Here is a 19,686-nt window from a genome sequence, read left to right as displayed (position 1 = left end):
AACACGTGAGGCGTGTCCGCGAAGAGGGCCAGTCTGGGCTTCGCGGACACGCCTTCGTGCTGCGGGGAGGGGCAGACGGACGAGGGACCGTATCGTCCGCCTACCCGCCCCCCGTCACCGCCGCGATGCGTAAGGCGCGACGGGGTTCTCGATGGTGCCGATCAGTTGGAGGGCCGCCGCCGGGTCGGCGAGGTCGACCATCTGCTTGTTGTTGCGCAGCTGGAGGCGGTTCAGGCAGGACAGCTGGAACTCGGGCGTGAAGAGGTCGTAGCGGGCGAAGCGGTCCGCCAGGGCGGGGACCGAGTCCTGGTAGTCGTGGGCGCAGTCCGCGACCGCCCGCCAGAAGGTGGCCTCGTCGCAGATGCCCTCCGTGGCCAGGATCGAGCCGAGGAAGCGGAAGAAGCAGTCGAAGACGTCCGTGAAGATCGACAGGAGCTTCATGTCCTCCGGGATGTCGGCCCTGACGCGCTCGACGGCCGGCGGGAGGACCGCGTCGGGGTCCATGACCACGATCTCCTCGGCGATGTCCTTGAAGATCGCCCGCTGGACGACGCCGTCCTTGATCACCAGGATGGTGTTCTCGCCGTGCGGCATGTACGCCAGGTCGTACTGGTAGAAGCAGTGCAGGAGGGGGAGCAGGTACGCACGAAGGTACGGCTTCAGCCATTCGGACGGGGTCAGGCCGGATTCCGCGATCAGGGCGCCTACGAAGGACTTGCCCTCCGCGTCGACGTGCAGGAGCGAGGCCATCGTCGCCAGGCGCTCGCCGTCGCGCAGGGAGTTCACCGGGGACTCGCGCCACAGGGCGGCCAGCATCTTGCGGTACGGCGAGTAGCGGTCCGTGGCGCGCTCGTACTGGCGGTGGTGGTAGCCGATCGCCGCGCGCTCGCGGATGATCGAGAAGTCGACGGACCGGAGGATCTCGTCCGATGCGATCAGCCGGTGCAGCCAGTCGTTGATGGCCGGGGTGGCCTCCATGTAGGCCGCCGACAGGCCGCGCATGAAGCCCATGTTGAGGACCGAGATCGCGGTCTTCACGTAGTGCTTGGTGGGGGTGGTGGTGTTGAAGAAGGTGCGGATCGACTGCTGGGCCAGGTACGCGTCCTCGCCCTCGCCGAGCAGCACCAGGCGGCGGTTCGCGATCTCGGCCGCGAAGGTGACCGTCGTCTTGTTCCACCACTGCCAGGGATGGACGGGCAGGAAGTGGTAGTCCGCCGGGTCCAGGCCCTGGGCGCTCAGCTTGGCCTCGAATCCCGCGATCGCGGCCTCGCCCAGCTCCGCGCGCATGAAGGAGTCGTGGTCCAGGCCGGCGCCGGCCGTGAAGGTGGAGACGTCCTTGCGGGCCGCCACCCACACCAGGTGCACCGGGCTCGCCGTCTCCGGGGCGTACGAGAGGTAGTCGTGCACGCCGAAGCCGAGCCGGCCGTTGTTGGCGACGAAGCAGGGGTGGCCCTCCGTCATGCCGGTCTCGATGTCCTGGAACGAGGACTTCGCGAGGACCGACGAGGGGATCTCGGGCTTCGTGTACTTGAAGCCCGAGCCCGCCAGGGTGGAGGAGATCTCCTCCAGGTAGACGGGCAGGACCTCCGCGCTCAGGCCCAGGGTCTCCCGGAACTCGATGTGGAAGTCGAGGGCGTCCAGCGGCAGCTCCTCGCCGCCGCGCACGCGGGTGATCGAGGGCTCGTCCACCGCCCAGTGGTCCAGGGCGTGCAGGGCGGCCGTGAAGCGGTACTCGACGCCGCCGTCGTCGGACAGGACGCGGTAGCGGTCGCCGCCGAGGGCCTCGGGGGTCAGCAGGCGTTCGTGGGAGAACTCCGCGAGGGCCTTGCGGACCAGGGCGCGGTTGGCGCGGGCCCACAGCTCGGGAGTGAGGTGGGAGATGGCGTCGGCCGGGCTCATATCGACTCCTGCTCGGTGGCCTCGAACTGGGTGGCCTCGAACCGCTCGCGGGTGCAGAAGCTGAGCAGGGCGACCTTCTCGGGCTTTTGGACCTCGCGCTCGGGGACGAAGCCGACGGCCTCGTTCAGGGCGTGGACGGCCTTGTTGCGGACGTCGGGCTCGACGACGACGCGCCGGTGGGCCGGGTCGGCGAAGAGGGAGGCCATCACCGTCGTGATCACGGCGCGGGTGAAGCCGCTGACCGGGGTGTCGGTGGGGGCGACCAGGAAGTGCATGCCGACGTCGCCGGGCTCGGCGTCGTAGAGGCCGACGAGCTCCAGGTGCGCGGGGTCGTAGCTCTCCATCAGGAAGGCCGGCCGGCCCTCGTGCAGGCCGATGAAGGCCTGGTGGTGCTCGTGCGTGGTGATGCGCACGTACTCGCGCTCCACCTCGGTGAGCGAGGCGTCCTGCATCATCCAGAACGAGGCCTTGGGGTGGGTGACCCAGCCGTGCAGCAGTTCCGCGTCGGAGAAGGGGTCCAGGGGGCGGATCGCGAAGGTGCCCAGGACCGGGTCGACGCGGGTGAAGAGGATCTCGGTGGTGGTGCTCATGCGGGGATGCCTTCCGGGGCGGCGAACTGCTGGAACGCGATGGACTTCTCGACCTTGTAGTACGCGCGGCCGAGCAGCTCTCCGACGATGTACGCGTTGCGGTACGCGGCCATGCCCAGGTCGGGGGAGGTCAGGGAGTGGTTGTGGGTCGTGCCGTTCTGGAGGTAGACCCCGCGCCCGGTGGTGTCGACGCTGTAGTTGCGGGCGGCGTCGAGGCGGCCGTGGCCGTCGAAGTTGAGCCGCTCGCGCACCGGGGCGAGGAAGTCGGGCACGACGTACTTGTAGCCGGTGGCCAGGACCAGCCCCTCGGTGGTGAGGGAGAAGTCCCGCTCCTGCTCCTCCTGGCGCAGCCCCAGGGTGTACGCGCCCGTGGTGGTGTCGTACGCCGTGCTGTTGAGGGAGGTGTTGGTCAGCAGGGTGGTCGGTACGGCGCCCGGCATGCCGATCCGCTTCTGGTAGAGCAGGTCGAAGATGGCGTTGATCAGGTCGCCGTCGATGCCCTTGAAGAGGTTCTTCTGCTGCGTCTCCAGCCGGTAGCGGGTGTCCTCGGGGAGGGCGTGGAAGTAGTCCACGTACTCCGGCGAGGTCATCTCCAGCGTCAGCTTGGTGTACTCCAGCGGGAAGAAGCGCGGGGAGCGGGTGATCCAGTTGAGCCGGTAGCCGTACGTGTCGATCTCCGCGAGGAGGTCGTAGTAGATCTCCGCCGCGCTCTGGCCGGAGCCGACCAGGGTGATCGACTTCTTCTTCTGCAGCTCCGCCTTGTTCTGCATGTAGGCGGAGTTGTGCAGGAAGTCCCCGCCGAGGCCCTCGCAGGCCGGCGGGACGAAGGGCGGGGTGCCCGTGCCGAGGACCAGGCGGCGGGCCCGGTGGGTGTCGCCCCGGTCGGTGTGGACCTCGTACAGGCCGGCGGCCTCGTCGTAGGTGACCTCGGTGACGGAGGTGGAGTACAGGACGTTGTCGAGGCGGTCGGCGGCCCAGCGGCAGTAGTCGTTGTACTCGGCGCGCAGCGGGTAGAAGCTCTCGCGGATGTAGAAGGAGTACAGCCGGTCCTTGTCCTTCAGGTAGTTCAGGAAGGAGAAGGGCGAGGTCGGGTCGGCGAGGGTGACCAGGTCCGACATGAACGGCGTCTGGAGGTGCGCGCCGTCCAGGAACATCCCCGCGTGCCACTCGAACTGCGGCTTGGACTCGATGAAGAGGCCGTTCAGCTCGTCGATGGGCGCGGTCAGGCAGGCGAGTCCCAGGTTGAAGGGACCGAGGCCGATGCCGATGAAGTCGTGGGGCTCAGTGGTGGACGGCAAGGGATTCTCCCAGGAACTGCGCGGCGTGTGCGGCGAGGAGGTCGAGGACGGCCGTGATGTCGGCCGTCGTGGTCTGCGGGTTGAGGAGGGTGAACTTCAGGTACTGCCGCCCGTCCACCTTGGTGCCGGCCACGACGGCCTCACCGGAGGCGAACAGCGCCTTGCGGGCGTGCAGCTGGGCCTCGTCGACGAGGTCGTCGGGGACGTCGTCACCGGGCAGGTAGCGGAAGACGAGGGTGGAGAGCTGCGGCTTGACGACGACCTCGAAGCGCGGGTCGGCGTCGATGACGTCCCAGCCGGCGGCGGCCAGGTCGACGACCTGGTCGAAGAGCGAGCCGACGCCGTCGGCGCCCATGACGCGCAGGGTCATCCAGAGCTTGAGGGCGTCGAAGCGGCGCGTGGTCTGGATGGACTTGTCGACCTGGTTGGGGATGCGCTCCTCGGCCATGCGGCGCGGGTTGAGGTAGTCCGCGTGGTACGTGGCGTGTCGCAGGGTGTGGCGGTCGCGGACCAGCATGGCGCTGGAGCTGACGGGCTGGAAGAACGACTTGTGGTAGTCGACGGTGACCGAGTCGGCGTGCTCGATGCCGTCGAGGAGGTGCCGGCGGGTGGGGGAGACCAGCAGTCCGCAGCCGTAGGCGGCGTCCACGTGCATCCACGCGGAGTGCTCCGCGGTCAGGCGGGCGATCTCGGGGAGCGGGTCGATGGACCCGAAGTCGGTGGTGCCGGCGGTGGCGACGACGGCCATCGGGAAGAGGCCCTCGGCGGCGCAGTTCTCCAGCTCCAGGGCGAGGAGGGAGGCGTCCATGCGGCGATTGCGGTCCACGGGGACGGAGATGACGGCCTCGTAGCCGAGGCCCAGCATGGCGGCCGACTTCTCGACGCTGAAGTGGCTCGCCTCGGAGGTGAAGATGCGCAGTCGCGGCAGCACTTCGGCCTTGGTGAGGCCGATGCCGACGTCCTGGGCGCGCTTCATGACGATGCGGCAGGCTTCGTCGCGGGCGAGCAGGAGGGCGTGGAAGTTGGACTGGCTGCCGCCGGAGGTGAAGATGCCGTCCGCGTTCTCGCCGAGGCCGATGCGGCCGGCGGTCCACTCGATCAGCCGGCGCTCGATGAGCGTGCCGCCGATGGACTGGTCCCAGGTGTCCAGGGAGGAGTTGACGGCGGAGAGCACCGCTTCGCCGACCACCGCGGGGATGACGACCGGGCAGTTGAGGTGGCCCAGGTAGCGCGGGTGGTGGAAGTAGACGGCGTCGCGGAGGTAGACGTCCTCCAGCTCGGCCAGTGCGGCGGAGGCGTCGGCCAGCGGCTTGTCGAGGTCGATCCCGTGGATGACCGGAGCGAGTTCGTCGACGGATATCCCGGTGTGGGGCCGTTCCGTGGTGGCGAGTTTGGCGGCGACGCGGTCGACGCCCTCGGTGACAGAACGCCGGTAGAGATCCGCGGTCGTCTCGTTCAGCAGATGCTGGCGCATCAACTTGCCTCCGGGCAGGGACAGAAGGGGCGGGGGGTGTGAGACTTAGGTTAGCCTAACCTAACCTTCGGAACAAATAGAGAAGGGCCCCGGCGTGAGCCGGGGCCCTTCTCTGAATTTCCCGTGAACTTCCCTGTCAATAACGGGAGTTGGAGCCGGTTACAGCTCGGACGTCGGGTCCTCGCTCGCGGCCTGGCCCGCGTACGCCTCCGCGAGGAGCTGCTCCTCGCTGGCGCCGAGCCGCCAGTAACCGGTGAAGCGCACCGCGCGCCGGTCGACGGAACGTTCCTGCACCAGGTGACGGCGTACCGCGCGGATGGTGCCGGCCTCGCCCGCGAGCCAGCCGTACGGGACCTCGGCGGCCGGCAGCTCCGCCGCGCGGATCTCCTCGACCACACGCTCGGCCCGTTCCCGACCGCCCGTGCCCGGGTCGCGCACGATCCAGGTGATGTCCGCGTCGGCGGGGGTACGCAGGTCGAGCCGGTCGTCCGCGTGCGGGACCTCGAACCAGGCCTTCACCTTGGCCCCCGCGTCCAGACGCTCCAGGATGGCCGCGGCGGCCGGCAGGGCCGTCTCGTCCGCGTACATCAGGAAGGCGTCGGTGCCCGCCGGCGGCTGGAAGCGCACCGACTTGTTCTCCGCGACGGCCGGGCCGATGGCCATGATCCGGCGGCCGGTGACCGCCTTGCCCGCCCAGCGCGACGCCGGGGACGTATCCCCGTGGAGGACGAAGTCGATGTCGACCTCGTCCACGCCCGCGTCCGTACGACGCTGCTCGCGCACCGTGTACGAGCGCATCACCGGGCGGTCCTCGTCCGGCATCCCGCGCCAGGCGCCGAACCAGGTGTCTTCGTCGGTGGAGGGCAGTTCGGTGTGCTCCAGGTGCGCGGGCGGCAGGAACAGCGACAGGCTCTGGTCGTAGCCGCCCGAGCGGAAGTCCGCGAGGGACTCCCCGCCGAACGTGACGCGCAGGAACGAGTGCCCGAGCCGGCGGGTGCGCAGCACTTCGAGGGTGAAGAAGCGGAAGTGCAGGGCGGCCGGCACGTCGGACGCGGTGGCGGTCATGCGGAGGATCCCCCCAGGGATTTCGGTGTGGCGCGGACGCCCGGGGCCGGGTCGAGGGCCGGGTCGAGGCTCAAGCCGAGGGTCAGCTGACCTTCTTGGCGTTCTGGATGGTCTTCGCGAGGTCTTCCAGGATCTGCGCGCACTTGTCGTACGAGTAGATCGGCTCGGTCACGCGCGGCGCGACCTGGCCGGCCTTGACGGCGGGCAGCTCGGCCCAGGTGGGCTTGGCCTTCAGGGCCTCGGGCTGCAGGGTGGCGCTGCGGTTGTCCAGCAGGACGACGTCGGCCTTGTACTTGCCGGCGTTCTCCCAGCTGAGGCTCTCGAAGAAGCCGCCGGCGTCCAGCTTGTCCTGCTCGGGGGAGACGAACTCTACGCCCAGGGACTCGAAGTACTTGAGGTCCGCGGAGGTCTTCGGGGTGGAGACGTAGAACATCTGGTCCGCGCCGGAACCGACGAGCACCTTGACGCCCGGGTTGGCCTTGGTGGCCTCGCGCAGCTTGGCGGAGGCGGCCTCGAAGCGGGCCTTGGCGTCGGCGGTCTTCTTGGCGCTCAGGTCGGCGCCCAGGGACTTGGCGAGGTCCGCGGTGCGGGTCAGGGCGGTGTCCATGGACACGTTGCCGCCCACGCCGACGGCGGCGGCCGGGGCCAGCTTCAGGATCTTGTCCTTGGAGGCCTCGGGGACGTACCAGTACGTGCCGTCCCAGGTGTTGGTGACGAGCAGGTCGGGCTGGAGGGCCGCGTACTTCTCGACGTTGAACTCGTCGTAGACGTTGCCGAGGATCTCCACCTTGGAGATGTCCATCGTGCCCGCCTGCGGGTCCGGCTTGCCGTCGGCCAGCTTCGTCGGGCCGAACACGCCCTTGACCCGCACGCCGTAGTCGGAGAGGGCGGCGGCCGTGCCGGTGAAGGCGACGATGTTCTTCGGCGTGGACTTGGCGGTGACGTCCTTGCCGAGGTCGTCCTTGAAGATCCAGGGGCCCGACGCCGCGGCGGTGGAGCCCTTGTCGCCCGCACCGTCCTTCGCCTTGTCGGACCCGCCGCAGGCCGCGAGGGCCGCTACGAGGCCGAGGGCGCCGCCGGTCGCGATGAGGCCGCGGCGGGTGAGGAAGGAGGTTCTGGGCTTGGGCATGTCGAATTCCGCTTTCGTGCGTGCAGGGGCGACCACGGGGGACGCGAGGCCGTTCGAGGGAAGGTTAGCCTAACCTTGGCCGAAAGCAGTAAGGGGACCCTTAGTTCTCGGGTCCCCTTACCTCCGCGCACGCCGAACGGGCCCTGGGCCCGGCACCGACAGGCTCTGGATCAGGCGCTGAAGCCCAGCTCACGGGCGATCAGCATCCGCTGCACCTCGCTCGTGCCCTCGCCGATCTCCAGGATCTTCGAGTCCCGCCACATCCGGGCCACCGGGTACTCGTTCATGAAGCCGTAGCCGCCGTGGATCTGCGTGGCGTCACGGGCGTTGTCCACGGCGACCGTGGAGGAGTACAGCTTCGCGATGGCCGCCTCCTTCTTGAACGGCTCCCCGGCCACCAGCCGCGAGGCGGCGTCGCGCCAGCCGATCCGCGCCATGTGCGCGCGCATCTCCATGTCCGCGAGCTTGAACTGGATGGCCTGGTTGTCGCCGATCGGCCGGCCGAAGGCCCTGCGCTCCTTCGCGTACTTCACCGACTCGTCCACGCAGCCCTGCGCGAGACCGGTGGCGAGCGCCGAGATGGCGATCCGGCCCTCGTCGAGGATGCGCAGGAACTGGGCGTAGCCGCGGCCCTCTTCGCCGACCAGGTTGGCCAGGGGGACCCGTACGTCCTGGAAGGACAGCTCACGGGTGTCCGACGCGTTCCAGCCGACCTTCGAGTACGGTGCGGCCACCGTGAAGCCGGGGGTGCCCGACGGGACGATGATCGAGGAGATCTCCGGGCGGCCGTCGGCCTTGCGGCCCGTGACGGCCGTGACGGTGACCAGACCGGTGATGTCCGTACCGGAGTTGGTGATGAAGCACTTCGAGCCGTTGATCACCCACTCGTCGCCGTCCTTGACGGCGGTGGTGCGGGTGCCGCCGGCGTCGGAACCGCCGTCGGGCTCGGTCAGGCCGAAGGCGCCGAGGATCTCGCCGGAGCACATCTTCGGCAGCCACTGCCGCTTCTGCTCCTCGGTGCCGAAGAGGTGGATCGGCATGGCGCCCAGGGAGACGCCCGCCTCCAGGGTGATGGCGACCGAGGAGTCGACGCGGGCCAGCTCCTCCAGGGCGATGCCCAGCGCCAGGTAGTCGCCGCCCATGCCGCCGTACTCCTCCGGGAAGGGCAGGCCGAACAGGCCCATGCGGCCCATCTCGCGGACGATCTCGTACGGGAACTCGTGCCGCTCGTACAGGTCGCCGATCTTGGGCGCGACGACGTCGTGCGCGAACTCCTCGACGGTACGCCGGAGTTCCTCGTGCTCGGGTGTGAGCCGGTGGTCGAGGGCCATGGTCTTCATTACTCCTTGTGGGAGAGGGCGCGGACGGTACGGGAGGGGCTGGGGCGTCCCAGCCGTTCGGCCATCCACACGCTCGTGGCGGTGAGGGCGGCCAGGTCGACCCCGGTCTCGATGCCGAGACCGTCGAGCATCCACACCAGGTCCTCGGTGGCGAGGTTCCCGGTGGCGCTCTTGGCGTACGGGCACCCGCCGAGCCCGCCGGCGGAGGCGTCGACCGTGGTCACGCCGTGCCGGAGCGCGGCGAGGGTGTTGGAGAGGGCCTGACCGTAGGTGTCGTGGAAGTGGACGCCGATGCGGTCGGTGCCCACGCCCGCCTCGTTCAGGGCCGACAACAGCTCCTGTACGTGGCCGGGTGTGGCGACGCCGATGGTGTCGCCGAGGCTCAGCTCGTCACAGCCGAGGTCGAGCAGCGCCCTGGCCACGCGGACCACCCGGTGGACGGGAACGGCCCCCTCCCACGGGTCGCCGAAGCACATGGAGAGGTAGCCGCGCACATGCGCCTTCTGCTCCTTGGCGCGGGCGACGACCGGCTCGAACATGGCGAGGGACTCGTCGACGGTGCGGTTCAGGTTGCGCGCGGCGAAGGTCTCCGTGGCCGAGCCGAAGACGGCGATCCGGGAGGCCCCCAGGGCGAGGGCGCGTTCCAGACCGCGCTCGTTGGGCACGAGGACGGGCAGGTCGGCCCGTACGTCGGAGAGCAGCGGGTAGAGCTGCTCGGCGTCGGCCAACTGCGGCACCCACCTGGGGTGGACGAAGCTGGTGGCCTCGACGGTGGTCAGCCCGGCGGCGGCGAGGCGGTGGATGAACTCCGCCTTCACCTCGGTCGGTACGGCCGTCTTCTCGTTCTGCAGTCCGTCGCGGGCGCCCACCTCGTGGATGCGGACGCGGGCCGGCAGTCCGGGGGCCGGGAAGGTCATGGGCAGGCCGTTCACGCGTCCTCCTCGGTCGCCTCGGGGGTGACCACGGCCAGGATCTGGTCCATGGCCACGGTGGTGCCGGGGGTGACGTCGAGTTCGGTGACGGTGCCGGCGTGCGGGGCGGCGATGACGTGCTCCATCTTCATCGCCTCGACGACGAGCAGGCTCTGACCGGCGACCACGGTGTCGCCGACGGCCACCTTGACGACGGTCACGGTGCCGGGCATCGGGGCGGCCAGGGTGTCCACCCCGCTCCTGCCCGCGCCGCCGAGGCTCGCGGCGACGGGGTCGTGGACCTGGACGTGCCAGGAGTCGCCGTCCCGCCCGAGCCAGGTCCCCTCCGGGGAGGTGGCGTGGCTGAACGTGTGGGTGACCCCGTCGAGCTCGACGGTGACGCGGTCGTGCGTACGGGCGACGACGCGGCCCCGGGCGGCGTTGCCGTCGTGTGCGGCCGTGAGGAGCAGTTCCGTCTCGGTGCCCGAGGGGCGGGTGCGGACCGTGAGCGGCTCCTGGCCCGGGAGGCGGAAGTGGTGGACCGTCCAGGCGGGGGTGCCGCCGAGGCGCCAGCCGTTGGCGGCGTCGAACGGGTCGACCCAGGCGGCACCATCCAGCCCAGCCGGCGTTTGAGGCGCGGGTCCGGGCAGAGCCCGGTCTCGGGAAGGGGCGGGGTGGGGGAGAGAAGCCCGGGCCAGCAGCGCAGCTGTGGCGTACACCTCCGGCGGGACGCCCTCCGGGAGCAACGAGCCCAGGTCGCGCTCGACCAGCCCCGTGTCCAGGTCGCCGGAGACGACATCCGGATGCGCCAACAGCCTCCGCAGGAAACCAGTGTTGGTCTGGACGCCCAGGATCACCGTGTCCGCCAGCGCCCCCCGCAGGACCCGCAAGGCCGCCGCCCGGTCGGGCCCGTACGCGATCACCTTCGACAGCATCGGGTCGTACGTCGACCCCGTGTCCACCCCCGCCACCAGCCCGGAGTCCGTCCGGACGGAGCCTCCCGAGGGCTCGGACAGGGCGAGGACCATGCCCCCGGAGGGCAGGAACCCCCGCGCCGGGTCCTCCGCGCAGACCCGCGCCTCGATGGCGTGGCCGGTCAGGGTGACGGCCGACTGGTCGAAGGCCAGGGCCTCGCCGGCGGCGACCCGTAGCTGCTGCTCGACCAGGTCCAGGCCCGTGATCAGCTCCGTCACCGGGTGCTCGACCTGGAGCCGGGTGTTCATCTCCATGAAGTAGTACGAGGACGGGTCCCCGCCGGGGACGATGAACTCCACCGTCCCCGCACCCACGTACCCGCAGGACCGCGCCGCGTTCACCGCGGCCTCGCCCATCGCCGCCCGCGTCTTGTCGTCCAGCAGGACGGACGGCGCCTCCTCGATCACCTTCTGGTGGCGCCGCTGGAGCGAGCACTCGCGCTCGCCCAGGTGCACCACGTTCCCGTGGGCGTCCGCCAGGACCTGGATCTCGATGTGCCGGGGCCGGTCGATCCACCGCTCCACCAGCAGCGTGTCGTCACCGAACGAGGACCGCGCCTCGCGGCGCGCCGCCGCGATCTCCTCGCCCAGCACGGCGGCGTCGCGGACCAGGCGCATGCCCTTGCCGCCGCCGCCCGCCGAGGGCTTCAGCAGCACCGGCATGCCGATGTCACGGGCGGCGGCGGTCAGTTCGGCGTCGGACAGGCCGCTGCCCGAGGAGCCGGGGACCACCGGAACGCCGGCCGCCTTCACCGTCTCCTTGGCCCGGATCTTGTCGCCCATCAGGGAGATCGCCGAGGCCGGCGGGCCGATGAAGGCCAACCCGGCCTCCGCGCAGGCCGCCGCGAAGGCGGCGTTCTCGGCGAGGAAGCCGTAGCCGGGGTGGACCGCCTCGGCGCCCGTGCGCCGGGCGGCGTCGAGCAGCCGCTCCACCGACAGGTAGCTCTCGGCGGCGGCCGCCGGGCCGATCCGGACGGCCGTGTCGGCCTCCCGTACGTGGCGGGCGTCGGCGTCCGCGTCGCTGAAGACGGCCACGGAGCGGATGCCGAGGTCCCGCAGGGTGCGGATGACCCGGACCGCGATCTCGCCCCGGTTCGCGACCAGAACAGTGCTGAACATCAGTGAGGTCCTCACGTCACACGTCACATACGGAAGATGCCGAAGCCCGACTCGCCCAGGGGGGCGTTCGCGCACGCGGTCAGAGCCAGTCCCAGCACCTGCCGGGTCTCCAGCGGGTCGATGACCCCGTCGTCCCACAGCCGCGCCGTGGCGTAGTAGGCGTTGCCCTGCTCCTCGTACTGCGCCCGGACGGGAGCCTTGAAGGCCTCCTCGTCCTCGACGGGCCATTCCTGCCCGGCGCCTTCGAGCTGGTCGCGCTTGACCGTGGCCAGGACGGAGGCGGCCTGCTCGCCGCCCATCACGGAGATCTTGGCGTTGGGCCACATCCACAGGAAGCGGGGCGAGTACGCCCGGCCGCACATCGAGTAGTTGCCCGCGCCGTAGCTGCCGCCGACCACCACGGTCAGCTTCGGAACCCGGGTGGAGGCCACGGCGGTGACCATCTTGGCGCCGTGCTTGGCGATGCCGCCCGCCTCGTAGTCGCGACCGACCATGAAGCCCGAGATGTTCTGGAGGAAGAGCAGCGGGATGCCGCGCTGGTCGCACAGCTCGATGAAGTGGGCGCCCTTCTGCGCGGATTCGGAGAACAGGATGCCGTTGTTGGCGATGATCCCGACCGGGTGGCCGTGGATCCGGGCGAAGCCGGTGACCAGGGTCTGCCCGAACTCGGACTTGAACTCCTGGAAGCGGGACCCGTCCACGATCCGGGCGATGATCTCGCGGGCGTCGTAGGGCGTGCGGGAGTCGACCGGGACCGCGCCGTACAGCCCGTACGGGTCCACCTTCGGCTCCTCCGGCGCCTCGACCGACCAGGGCAGGGCGCCGCGCCCGGGGAGGGTCGCCACGATGTTCCGGACGATCCGCAGCGCGTGCGCGTCGTCCTCCGCGAGGTGGTCGGTCACTCCGGAGACCCGCGAGTGGACCTCGCCGCCGCCCAGCTCCTCGGCCGTGACCACCTCGCCGGTGGCGGCCTTCACCAGCGGCGGGCCGCCCAGGAAGATCGTGCCCTGGCCGCGCACGATGACGGCCTCGTCGCTCATCGCCGGGACGTACGCGCCGCCCGCCGTGCAGGAGCCGAGGACGGCGGCGATCTGCGGGATGCCGGCCCCCGACATGCGGGCCTGGTTGTAGAAGATCCGCCCGAAGTGCTCGCGGTCGGGGAAGACCTCGTCCTGCATGGGCAGGAAGGCGCCGCCGGAGTCGACCAGGTAGAGGCAGGGGAGACGATTCTCCAGGGCCACCTCCTGGGCCCGCAGGTGCTTCTTGACGGTCATCGGGTAGTACGTGCCGCCCTTGACGGTGGCGTCGTTCGCGACGATCACGCACTCGCGGCCGCTGACCCGGCCGATGCCCGCGATCACCCCGGCGGCCGGGGCCGCGCCCCCGTACATCCCCTCGGCGGCCAGCGGGGCCAGCTCCAGGAAGGGCGACCCCGGGTCGAGGAGGGTGTCCACGCGGTCGCGGGGAAGCAGCTTCCCGCGGGCGGTGTGGCGGGCGCGGGCCTTCTCGCCGCCGCCGAGCCGGGCCGCGTCCAACCGGGCGCGCAGGCCCTCGGCGAGCTCGCGGTGGGCGGCCTCATTGGTCCGCCAGGCCTCGGACGCCGGGTCCGCGGCGCTCGTCAGCACTGGTGCCTGCTGCATCGGTCGAGCTCCCTTGCTCGGTGCATGCTTTGCTTTGTTAATGAGCGTTAACGCGTGTGGCTCCAGGTTAACGAGCGCTAACCGCCCTGTCTAGAATGGATTCCCATGAGCACCAGAGCGGCCGCCCCCACCCGTCGCGAGCAGATCCTCAGTGAGGCCGCTCGTCTCTTCGCGGAGCGCGGATTCCACGGCGTCGGCGTGGACGAGATAGGCGCCGCCGTCGGCATCAGCGGTCCCGGCCTGTACCGGCACTTCGCGGGCAAGGACGCGATGCTCGCCGAGCTGCTCGTCGGCATCAGCGAGCGGCTGCTCACGGGGGGCCGGCGGCGCGTGGAGGAGGCGGCCGGGAGGCCCGAGGAGGTGCTGGCCTCGCTCGTCGAGGGGCACGTCGACTTCGCACTGGACGACCGGGCGCTGATCATCCTCCACGACCGGGAGCTCGACCGGCTGCGGGAGGCCGACCGCAAGCTCGTGCGCCAGCTCCAGCGGCAGTACGTGGAGCTGTGGGTGGACGTCGTGCGGGAGCTGCACCCCGAGGTGGGCGAGGCGGAGGTACGGGTCTGCGTGCACGCGGTGTTCGGGCTGCTGAACTCCACGCCCCACCTGGCGGCCCTGGGCCGGGAGGCGACCGAATCCCTGCTGCGCCGCCTCGCTGACGGAGCGTTCGCGGCACTGTCGCGCTGAGCGGATCCCGCGACGCGGGCGGCGGGGGGCTCTCGACGCGGGTCGGCGGTGGGGCGGCGGGGGTTGAGGCTTCGTCCGGTCGGCGGGACGGAACGGACGACTCCGGGTGTACGGCGGCAGAATGGGCCGCATGCCGAAGCCGATAGAGACGCCCGTACCCAGCCGCGCCGAGCTCATCGACCACCTCGTCCGCACCCGCATCGCCGGACAGGTGGCCACCCCGCGCGAGAACAACCTGAGCCACTACCGCAAGCTCGCGAACGGAGACCGGCACTACTGGCTGGGTCTGGAACTCGGCGACCGCTGGGCCGACGAACAGGACGTCCTGGCCGTGATGGCCGAGCGCTGCGGGGTCATCGACGACGCCGCCTACCGCTTCGGGCAGGACACCATCGACCCCGAGCTGACCGTGGGCGCCCTGGACCGGCTCGCGGCCCGGCTCCACAAGGCCGCCCTCGACCGGCACAGCGTGCTGTTCGCCACCGGGCACCCCGGCGGCCTCCTCGACGTCCATCGGGCCACCGCCGCCGCGCTGCGCGCCACCGGCTGCGAGATCGTCGTCATCCCGCAGGGCCTGATCGCCGACGAGGGCTCGGTGTGGCAGTTCGCGGACGTGGCCGTACTGGAGCGGGGCGCGACCCTGTGGCACACCCATTCGCCGGAACCGATGGCGGCGATCCTCGACGGCCTCGCGGCGCAGGGCCGGCCGCAGCCGGACCTCGTCGTCGCCGACCACGGCTGGGCGGGCTGCGCCGCACAGCGCGGGCTGGACGCGGTGGGGTACGCCGACTGCAACGACCCGGCGCTCTTCCTCGCCGAGGCCGAGGGCACCCTCCAGGTCGCCGTCCCGCTGGACGACCACGTACGCGACCCGCGCTTCTACGACCCGATGGTGGCCTACCTCCTGTCGGCGGCGGGCCTGCTGTAACCGCGCGCGGAGGCGCGGGCGGTGGTGGCCGGTCAGGGCGTCGACCCAGCCGGTGTCGCGCATGGTGGCGGGAGGCCGAAGGGCATCCAGGCGTAGGGGACTTGGGCGTGTGTCAGTGGCGGCGGCTACGGTCGCCGCCATGAGCGAAGCCGCCGATCCGCCCCGCCCGTCGGACCTCTTCGGCCCGCTGCGCGCGTGCGCCGACATCCCCGGTCTGCCACCCGGCACGGTGATCACCCGTCCGGTGCGCCGTCGACTGCGCCGGGCCCGCCGGCAGCCCCTGCTGTGGGTGTCCGACGGGCCGGTGGACGTGCCGGCGGCGGCCTGGGCCGCCCCCGCGGGGCTCACCGCCGTGCTGCTGCACGACCGCTCGGGCCTGGAGGAGTGGTGGCACACCCGGGCCCTGGACCCCGGCCGGGCCGGCGACCCCGACGACCACGACGCCGAGACCGTGCTGCGGGAGTACTGGGACGCGGTGATACCCGACCCGGCCGAAGGCGCCGAAGGCGAGGAGCTGATCGCCCCCTTCGGGCGCGACCGTCCGCCCCTGGCCCCGCCCGGCACCCCGACGCCGGACGCGGACGCCGCCGCCGACGCCGCGACCCGGGCGCTGCTCGCCGACGGGTGGCTCGGCCGCCCGCGCCTCGCGCTGGTCCCCGCCGCCCGACGGGCCGACGTACCGGCCGCGATCGGCTGGTCGGGGCCGTGCAACCACGACGACGACACCGCCCGGATCAGCGCCGTCCTGCGTTCGTGGGAGGAGCGCTACGACGCCCGCGTCCTCGCGATCGGCTTCGACCGGCTCGACCTCTACGTGGCCGCTCCGCCCCGCACCCCCGCCGAGGCGCTCGCCGTGGCGGCGGAGCACTTCGCGTTCTGCCCGGACAACGTCTGGCAGGGGTCCGGCACGGTCGCCGCCTACGCGGAGGAGGCCGTGGTGGGGCAGTCGCACTGGTCGTTCTGGTGGGACTGACCCCTCTGCCCCCCCGGCGTCCGGGCTCAGCGCAGGGCAGCCGTCAGCGGCGCCGGGAGCGCCGGGACGACCTGCGGCAGCACGCGGGCCCCGGGCGCCGGGGTCGGCGTACGCGGTGCGGTCGTGCCGCACAGGGCCAGGTCGCGGTAGTCGACCAGGGCGGCGTCGGCCGGGTGCGGGAGCAGGACGGTGCCGGTCTCGTCGAGGCGCTGATACTTCATCAGGTTGTGGCCGACGGTGAACTGCCGGGCTCCGTCGGGGCTGGACAGGCTCCAGGTGCCGGCCCCCCAGACGCCTCCGTCGTGCCCCCAGACCGGGCCGCACGGCGTGTCCATGGTGTAGATGCCGAGGCCGTAGCGCATGAGTACGTTCCCCTTCTCGTCCTTGACGTCGACGGTGGAGCGCATCTGGTCCAGCCGGTGTCGCGGCAGCAGGCCACCGGTCAACAGGGTGCGGTAGAAGGAGTTGAGATCCTGCGGGGTCGAGACGAGGGCGCCGGCCGCCCCGGCCCAGGTCATGTTGTAGACGCTGTAGTCGCGCGGCGGGTCGATGATCCCGAAGAAGCTCTCGTACATCCGGGCGTGGGGGCCGCGGATGGAGGGGTCGGTGCCGGGGAAGTAGGTGTCGCGCAGGCCTGCCTTGCGGATGACGTCCCGGGTGATGAGCCGCTCCGGGTCCTCGCCGGTCACCGCGCGGAGGATCTCGCCCAACAGCTGGTAGTTGGTGTTGGAGTACGACCACTTGGCGCCGGGCTCGTTCACCTGCGGGCGGGCCACGCCGAGGCGGATCAGCTCGGTGGGCTTGATCGTGCGGAAGCGGTGTTCGTCGAGGCTGTCCGGCTTGCCCTGCTCGATGGAGGGGAAGGCGCCCGCGATGTAGTCGCCTATACCGCTGGTGTGGTTGAGGAGCATGCGGACGGTGACCTTGCGTCCGCGCTCGCCGGGCAGCAGGTCGGGCACGTAGTCCCCGACGGGGCGGTCGAGTTCGACGCGGCCCTTCTCGGCCTGCTGGAGCACGGCGACGGCCGTGAAGGTCTTGGTGATGCTGCCGACGCGGTGCCGGAAGTCGGCGCGGGCCGGACGTCCGGTGTCGACGTCCGCGACGCCGGAGGCGCCGTCGAAGCGCTCCCGGCCGTCGCGGACCGAGGAGTACACGCCGTAGATGCCCGCCTCGTGGATCGCGGACAGGCCGGCGCGCAGACGGTCCCGGTCGAGGTGGCGGGCCGCGGCCTGGGTGACGGACCGCTCGGGGGCCTGCGCGGCGGTCGCGGCCGGGGCGAGGCCCGCCAGCAGGGCGACGGCGACGGCGCTCGCCGCGGCGGTGCGGCGTAACCGCCGCGCGGGACGGTTGACGGCGCGGTTGACGGCGCGGTCGACGGGAAGGGTGGGACGCACGGCGGCTCCTCTTCCGTGGCCCGGTGGGGCCCGGTGATCAGGGACACCACGAGTCTCGCCCGGGGGACCGCCCGCCCACCTCCTCCGTCAGGACGAACAGGGCGTCACCCATCAGACGGAGACGCACCTTGATGGGTCGTTACATTTGTCATGGAGGGGGCGGGCGGCGGCTCGGGTGGCGCGCCGGATCACGCCCGGGGGACGCGCACGACGCCTTCCTGGATCACCGTGACGGCCAGCCGGCCGTCCTGCGTCCAGATCCGGGCCTGCCCCAGGCCCCGGCCGGCGGAGGCCGAGGGCGACTCCTGGTCGTAGAGGAGCCATTCGTCGGCCCGGAAGGGCCGGTGGAACCACATCGCGTGGTCCAGGGAGGCGCCGACCACGTCGCCCACGGCCCATCCGCCCCGGCCGTGCGCGAGCAGCACCGAGTCCAGCAGGGTCATGTCGGAGACGTAGGTGGCCAGGCAGGTGTGCAGCAGCGGATCGTCGCTCTCCAGCTTGCCCGCCGTGCGGAACCACACCTGCGTACGCGGCTCCACCGGCTCGCCCACGCTGCCCCACGGCGGGGTGGTTGCGTAGCGCAGGTCGACGGCGGCCCGCGCGTCGAGCAGCCGCTCGACCGTGCCCGGCTCCCGGAAGATCTCCCGGTACGCGGGCAGGGACTCGGCGGCGGTCGGCAGGGTCTCCGGGTCCGGCGCGTCGGGCATGGCGCTCTGGTGGTCGAGGCCCTCCTCGTACGTCTGGAACGACGCCGAGAGGTGGAAGATCGGCTGCCCGTGCTGGACGGCGACGACCCGGCGGGTGGTGAAGGAGCGCCCGTCGCGGATCCGGTCCACCGAGTACACGATGGGCGCGCCGGGGTCACCGGCGCGCAGGAAGTACGAGTGCAGCGAGTGCGCCGTACGGTCGGCGGGGACGGTCCGGCCGGCGGCGACCAGTGCCTGGGCGGCGACCTGGCCGCCGAAGACCCGCGGTACCAGCGCCGAACGGCTGGTACCGCGGAAGATGTTCTCCTCGATCTGCTCCATGTCGAGCAGATCGAGGAGCGTCGTGAGTGCCTCGTTCACGATGGTGGACGTAAGTGCCCCGGGGGGACTTACAGGCCCATCGACTTCGCGATGATGGACTTCATGACCTCGCTGGTGCCGCCGTAGATGCGGTTGACGCGGTTGTCGGCGTACAGACGGGCGATCGGGTACTCGTTCATGTAGCCGTAGCCGCCGTGCAGCTGGAGGCACTTGTCGATGACGCGGTGGGCGACCTCGGTGCAGAACAGCTTCGCGGACGCGGCCTCGGCGGCGGTCAGCTCGCCCGCGTCGAGGGCTTCGAGGGCGCGGTCGGCGACGGCCTCGGCGGCGTCCACCTCGGCCTGGCAGGAGGCCAGTTCGAACTTGGTGTTCTGGAAGTGCGCGACCGGCTTGCCGAAGACGGTGCGGTCGGTCACGTACTGCTGCGCGAACCGGACGGCGGCCTTGGCCTGCGCGTACGCGCCGAAGGCGATGCCCCAGCGCTCGGAGGGCAGGTTCGCGCCGAGGTAGTAGAAGCCCTTGTTCTCCTCGCCGAGCAGGTCCTCGACCGGCACCTTCACGTCGACGAACGCCAGCTCGGCGGTGTCGGACGTGCGCAGGCCCAGCTTGTCCAGCTTGCGGCCGATGGAGTAGCCCTCGGACTTGGTGTCCACGGCGAACAGGGAGATGCCGAAGCGGCGGTCCTGCTCGCTCGGGGCGGAGGTGCGCGCGCAGACGATGACGCGGTCGGCGTGGACGCCACCGGTGATGAAGGTCTTGGCGCCGTTGAGGACGTAGTGCGTGCCGTCCTCGGAGAGCTTGGCGGTGGTCTTCATGCCCGCGACGTCGGAGCCGGTGCCCGGCTCGGTCATCGCCAGGGCCCACATCTCCTCGCCGGAGACGAACTTCGGCAGGTAGCGCTTCTTCTGCTCGTCGGAGGCGAGCATCTTGATGTAGGGCAGGGCGAGCAGCACGTGGACGCCGGAGCCGCCGAAGTTGACGCCCGCGCGGGAGGTCTCTTCGTAGAGGACGGCCTCGAACTTGTGGGTGTCCAGGCCCGCGCCGCCGAACTCCTCGGGCACGTTGATGCCGAAGATGCCCAGCTCGCCGAGCTTGTAGTAGAACTCGCGGGGCGCCTGGCCGGCCTGGAACCACTCGTCGTAGACGGGGACGACCTCGGACTCGATGAAGTCGCGGATCGTCTCGCGGAACGCCTCGTGGTCCTCGTTGAAAACGGTACGGCGCACGGCCGGGCTCCCTT

16 protein-coding genes are annotated in these 19,686 nt (G+C 71.2%); 3 read left to right on the top strand and 13 right to left on the bottom strand.

Annotated features, from left to right (window positions below; genetic code table 11):
- Window positions 1-114 precede the first annotated feature (114 nt).
- The 10 genes from M4D82_RS12580 to M4D82_RS12535 all read right to left on the bottom strand — a co-directional run bounded on the left by M4D82_RS12580 (window position 115) and on the right by M4D82_RS12535 (window position 13,439).
- Entirely contained in the window at window positions 115-1,899 is a 1,785-nt protein-coding gene (locus M4D82_RS12580) for an IucA/IucC family protein (protein WP_249766140.1), read from the bottom strand.
- Window positions 1,896-2,489 (bottom strand): GNAT family N-acetyltransferase, encoded by a 594-nt coding sequence (locus M4D82_RS12575; RefSeq protein ID WP_249766139.1) that lies wholly within the window; start codon window positions 2,487-2,489, stop codon window positions 1,896-1,898. The genes M4D82_RS12580 and M4D82_RS12575 overlap by 4 nt, the downstream gene beginning before the upstream one ends.
- On the bottom strand, window positions 2,486-3,787 hold the full coding sequence (locus M4D82_RS12570) for a lysine N(6)-hydroxylase/L-ornithine N(5)-oxygenase family protein (RefSeq protein ID WP_249766138.1): 1,302 nt from the start codon (window positions 3,785-3,787) through the stop codon (window positions 2,486-2,488). Before M4D82_RS12570 ends, M4D82_RS12575 begins: the two co-directional genes overlap by 4 nt.
- Window positions 3,771-5,261, bottom strand: coding sequence for a pyridoxal phosphate-dependent decarboxylase family protein (locus M4D82_RS12565; RefSeq protein ID WP_249766137.1), 1,491 nt, complete (start codon window positions 5,259-5,261; stop codon window positions 3,771-3,773). The genes M4D82_RS12570 and M4D82_RS12565 overlap by 17 nt, the downstream gene beginning before the upstream one ends.
- 159 nt (window positions 5,262-5,420) lie before the next feature.
- Window positions 5,421-6,326, bottom strand: coding sequence for a siderophore-interacting protein (locus tag M4D82_RS12560; protein WP_249766136.1), 906 nt, complete (start codon window positions 6,324-6,326; stop codon window positions 5,421-5,423).
- Window positions 6,327-6,408: 82 nt separating this feature from the next.
- Window positions 6,409-7,455 carry an ABC transporter substrate-binding protein gene (locus tag M4D82_RS12555; protein ID WP_249766135.1) on the bottom strand — a complete coding sequence of 349 codons (1,047 nt, stop codon included), beginning with the start codon at window positions 7,453-7,455 and terminating at the stop codon, window positions 6,409-6,411.
- Window positions 7,456-7,625: 170 nt separating this feature from the next.
- Complete coding sequence (locus tag M4D82_RS12550; protein WP_249771733.1) at window positions 7,626-8,786, bottom strand: acyl-CoA dehydrogenase family protein; 1,161 nt, start codon at window positions 8,784-8,786, stop codon at window positions 7,626-7,628.
- 8 nt (window positions 8,787-8,794) lie between these two features.
- Entirely contained in the window at window positions 8,795-9,712 is a 918-nt protein-coding gene (locus M4D82_RS12545) for a hydroxymethylglutaryl-CoA lyase (protein WP_249771731.1), read from the bottom strand.
- A gap of 11 nt (window positions 9,713-9,723) precedes the next feature.
- On the bottom strand, window positions 9,724-11,799 hold the full coding sequence (locus M4D82_RS12540; protein WP_249766134.1) for an acetyl/propionyl/methylcrotonyl-CoA carboxylase subunit alpha: 2,076 nt from the start codon (window positions 11,797-11,799) through the stop codon (window positions 9,724-9,726).
- A gap of 23 nt (window positions 11,800-11,822) precedes the next feature.
- A complete protein-coding gene (locus tag M4D82_RS12535) occupies window positions 11,823-13,439 on the bottom strand; it encodes a carboxyl transferase domain-containing protein (protein WP_249766133.1) in 1,617 nt (538 codons plus the stop codon).
- 105 nt (window positions 13,440-13,544) lie between these two features.
- Here M4D82_RS12535 and M4D82_RS12530 point away from each other — a divergent pair, with 105 nt between their 5' ends.
- From M4D82_RS12530 to M4D82_RS12520, 3 genes are all read left to right on the top strand, one after another.
- On the top strand, window positions 13,545-14,123 hold the full coding sequence (locus M4D82_RS12530; protein ID WP_249766132.1) for an SACE_7040 family transcriptional regulator: 579 nt from the start codon (window positions 13,545-13,547) through the stop codon (window positions 14,121-14,123).
- A 121-nt stretch (window positions 14,124-14,244) separates the two neighbouring features.
- Window positions 14,245-15,051 (top strand): phosphatase, encoded by an 807-nt coding sequence (locus M4D82_RS12525; protein ID WP_249766131.1) that lies wholly within the window; start codon window positions 14,245-14,247, stop codon window positions 15,049-15,051.
- 139 nt (window positions 15,052-15,190) lie between these two features.
- Window positions 15,191-16,024: a DUF4253 domain-containing protein gene (locus tag M4D82_RS12520; protein ID WP_249766130.1), complete on the top strand. Its 834-nt coding sequence runs from the start codon at window positions 15,191-15,193 to the stop codon at window positions 16,022-16,024.
- A 26-nt stretch (window positions 16,025-16,050) separates the two neighbouring features.
- On the opposite strand, the gene M4D82_RS12515 is transcribed toward M4D82_RS12520, so the two are convergent.
- From M4D82_RS12515 to M4D82_RS12505, 3 genes are all read right to left on the bottom strand, one after another.
- The gene (locus M4D82_RS12515) at window positions 16,051-17,418 is read right to left on the bottom strand and encodes a serine hydrolase domain-containing protein (protein WP_249766129.1); all 1,368 of its coding nucleotides are present in this window, start codon (window positions 17,416-17,418) and stop codon (window positions 16,051-16,053) included.
- A 188-nt stretch (window positions 17,419-17,606) separates the two neighbouring features.
- Window positions 17,607-18,446 (bottom strand): acyl-CoA thioesterase, encoded by an 840-nt coding sequence (locus M4D82_RS12510; protein ID WP_502989062.1) that lies wholly within the window; start codon window positions 18,444-18,446, stop codon window positions 17,607-17,609.
- Between the two features lie 68 nt (window positions 18,447-18,514).
- The gene (locus M4D82_RS12505; RefSeq protein WP_249766127.1) at window positions 18,515-19,672 is read right to left on the bottom strand and encodes an acyl-CoA dehydrogenase family protein; all 1,158 of its coding nucleotides are present in this window, start codon (window positions 19,670-19,672) and stop codon (window positions 18,515-18,517) included.
- Window positions 19,673-19,686 lie beyond the last annotated feature (14 nt).

The organism is Streptomyces sp. RerS4 (genome assembly GCF_023515955.1).
Classification (GTDB): Bacteria; Actinomycetota; Actinomycetes; order Streptomycetales; family Streptomycetaceae; genus Streptomyces.
Note: the sequence above shows the minus strand (reverse complement) of the source record. Positions and strands in the feature narration are given on the sequence as shown.

Coding starts and splice junctions, on each gene's coding strand:
- M4D82_RS12580 (WP_249766140.1), bottom strand. CDS start 1,899: ATGAGCCCGGCCGACGCCATCTCCCACCTCACTCCCGAGCTGTGGGCC.
- M4D82_RS12575 (WP_249766139.1), bottom strand. CDS start 2,489: ATGAGCACCACCACCGAGATCCTCTTCACCCGCGTCGACCCGGTCCTG.
- M4D82_RS12565 (WP_249766137.1), bottom strand. CDS start 5,261: ATGCGCCAGCATCTGCTGAACGAGACGACCGCGGATCTCTACCGGCGT.
- M4D82_RS12560 (WP_249766136.1), bottom strand. CDS start 6,326: ATGACCGCCACCGCGTCCGACGTGCCGGCCGCCCTGCACTTCCGCTTC.
- M4D82_RS12555 (WP_249766135.1), bottom strand. CDS start 7,455: ATGCCCAAGCCCAGAACCTCCTTCCTCACCCGCCGCGGCCTCATCGCG.
- M4D82_RS12550 (WP_249771733.1), bottom strand. CDS start 8,786: ATGGCCCTCGACCACCGGCTCACACCCGAGCACGAGGAACTCCGGCGT.
- M4D82_RS12545 (WP_249771731.1), bottom strand. CDS start 9,712: ATGACCTTCCCGGCCCCCGGACTGCCGGCCCGCGTCCGCATCCACGAG.
- M4D82_RS12540 (WP_249766134.1), bottom strand. CDS start 11,799: ATGTTCAGCACTGTTCTGGTCGCGAACCGGGGCGAGATCGCGGTCCGG.
- M4D82_RS12535 (WP_249766133.1), bottom strand. CDS start 13,439: ATGCAGCAGGCACCAGTGCTGACGAGCGCCGCGGACCCGGCGTCCGAG.
- M4D82_RS12530 (WP_249766132.1), top strand. CDS start 13,545: ATGAGCACCAGAGCGGCCGCCCCCACCCGTCGCGAGCAGATCCTCAGT.
- M4D82_RS12525 (WP_249766131.1), top strand. CDS start 14,245: ATGGGCCGCATGCCGAAGCCGATAGAGACGCCCGTACCCAGCCGCGCC.
- M4D82_RS12520 (WP_249766130.1), top strand. CDS start 15,191: ATGAGCGAAGCCGCCGATCCGCCCCGCCCGTCGGACCTCTTCGGCCCG.
- M4D82_RS12510 (WP_502989062.1), bottom strand. CDS start 18,446: ATGGAGCAGATCGAGGAGAACATCTTCCGCGGTACCAGCCGTTCGGCG.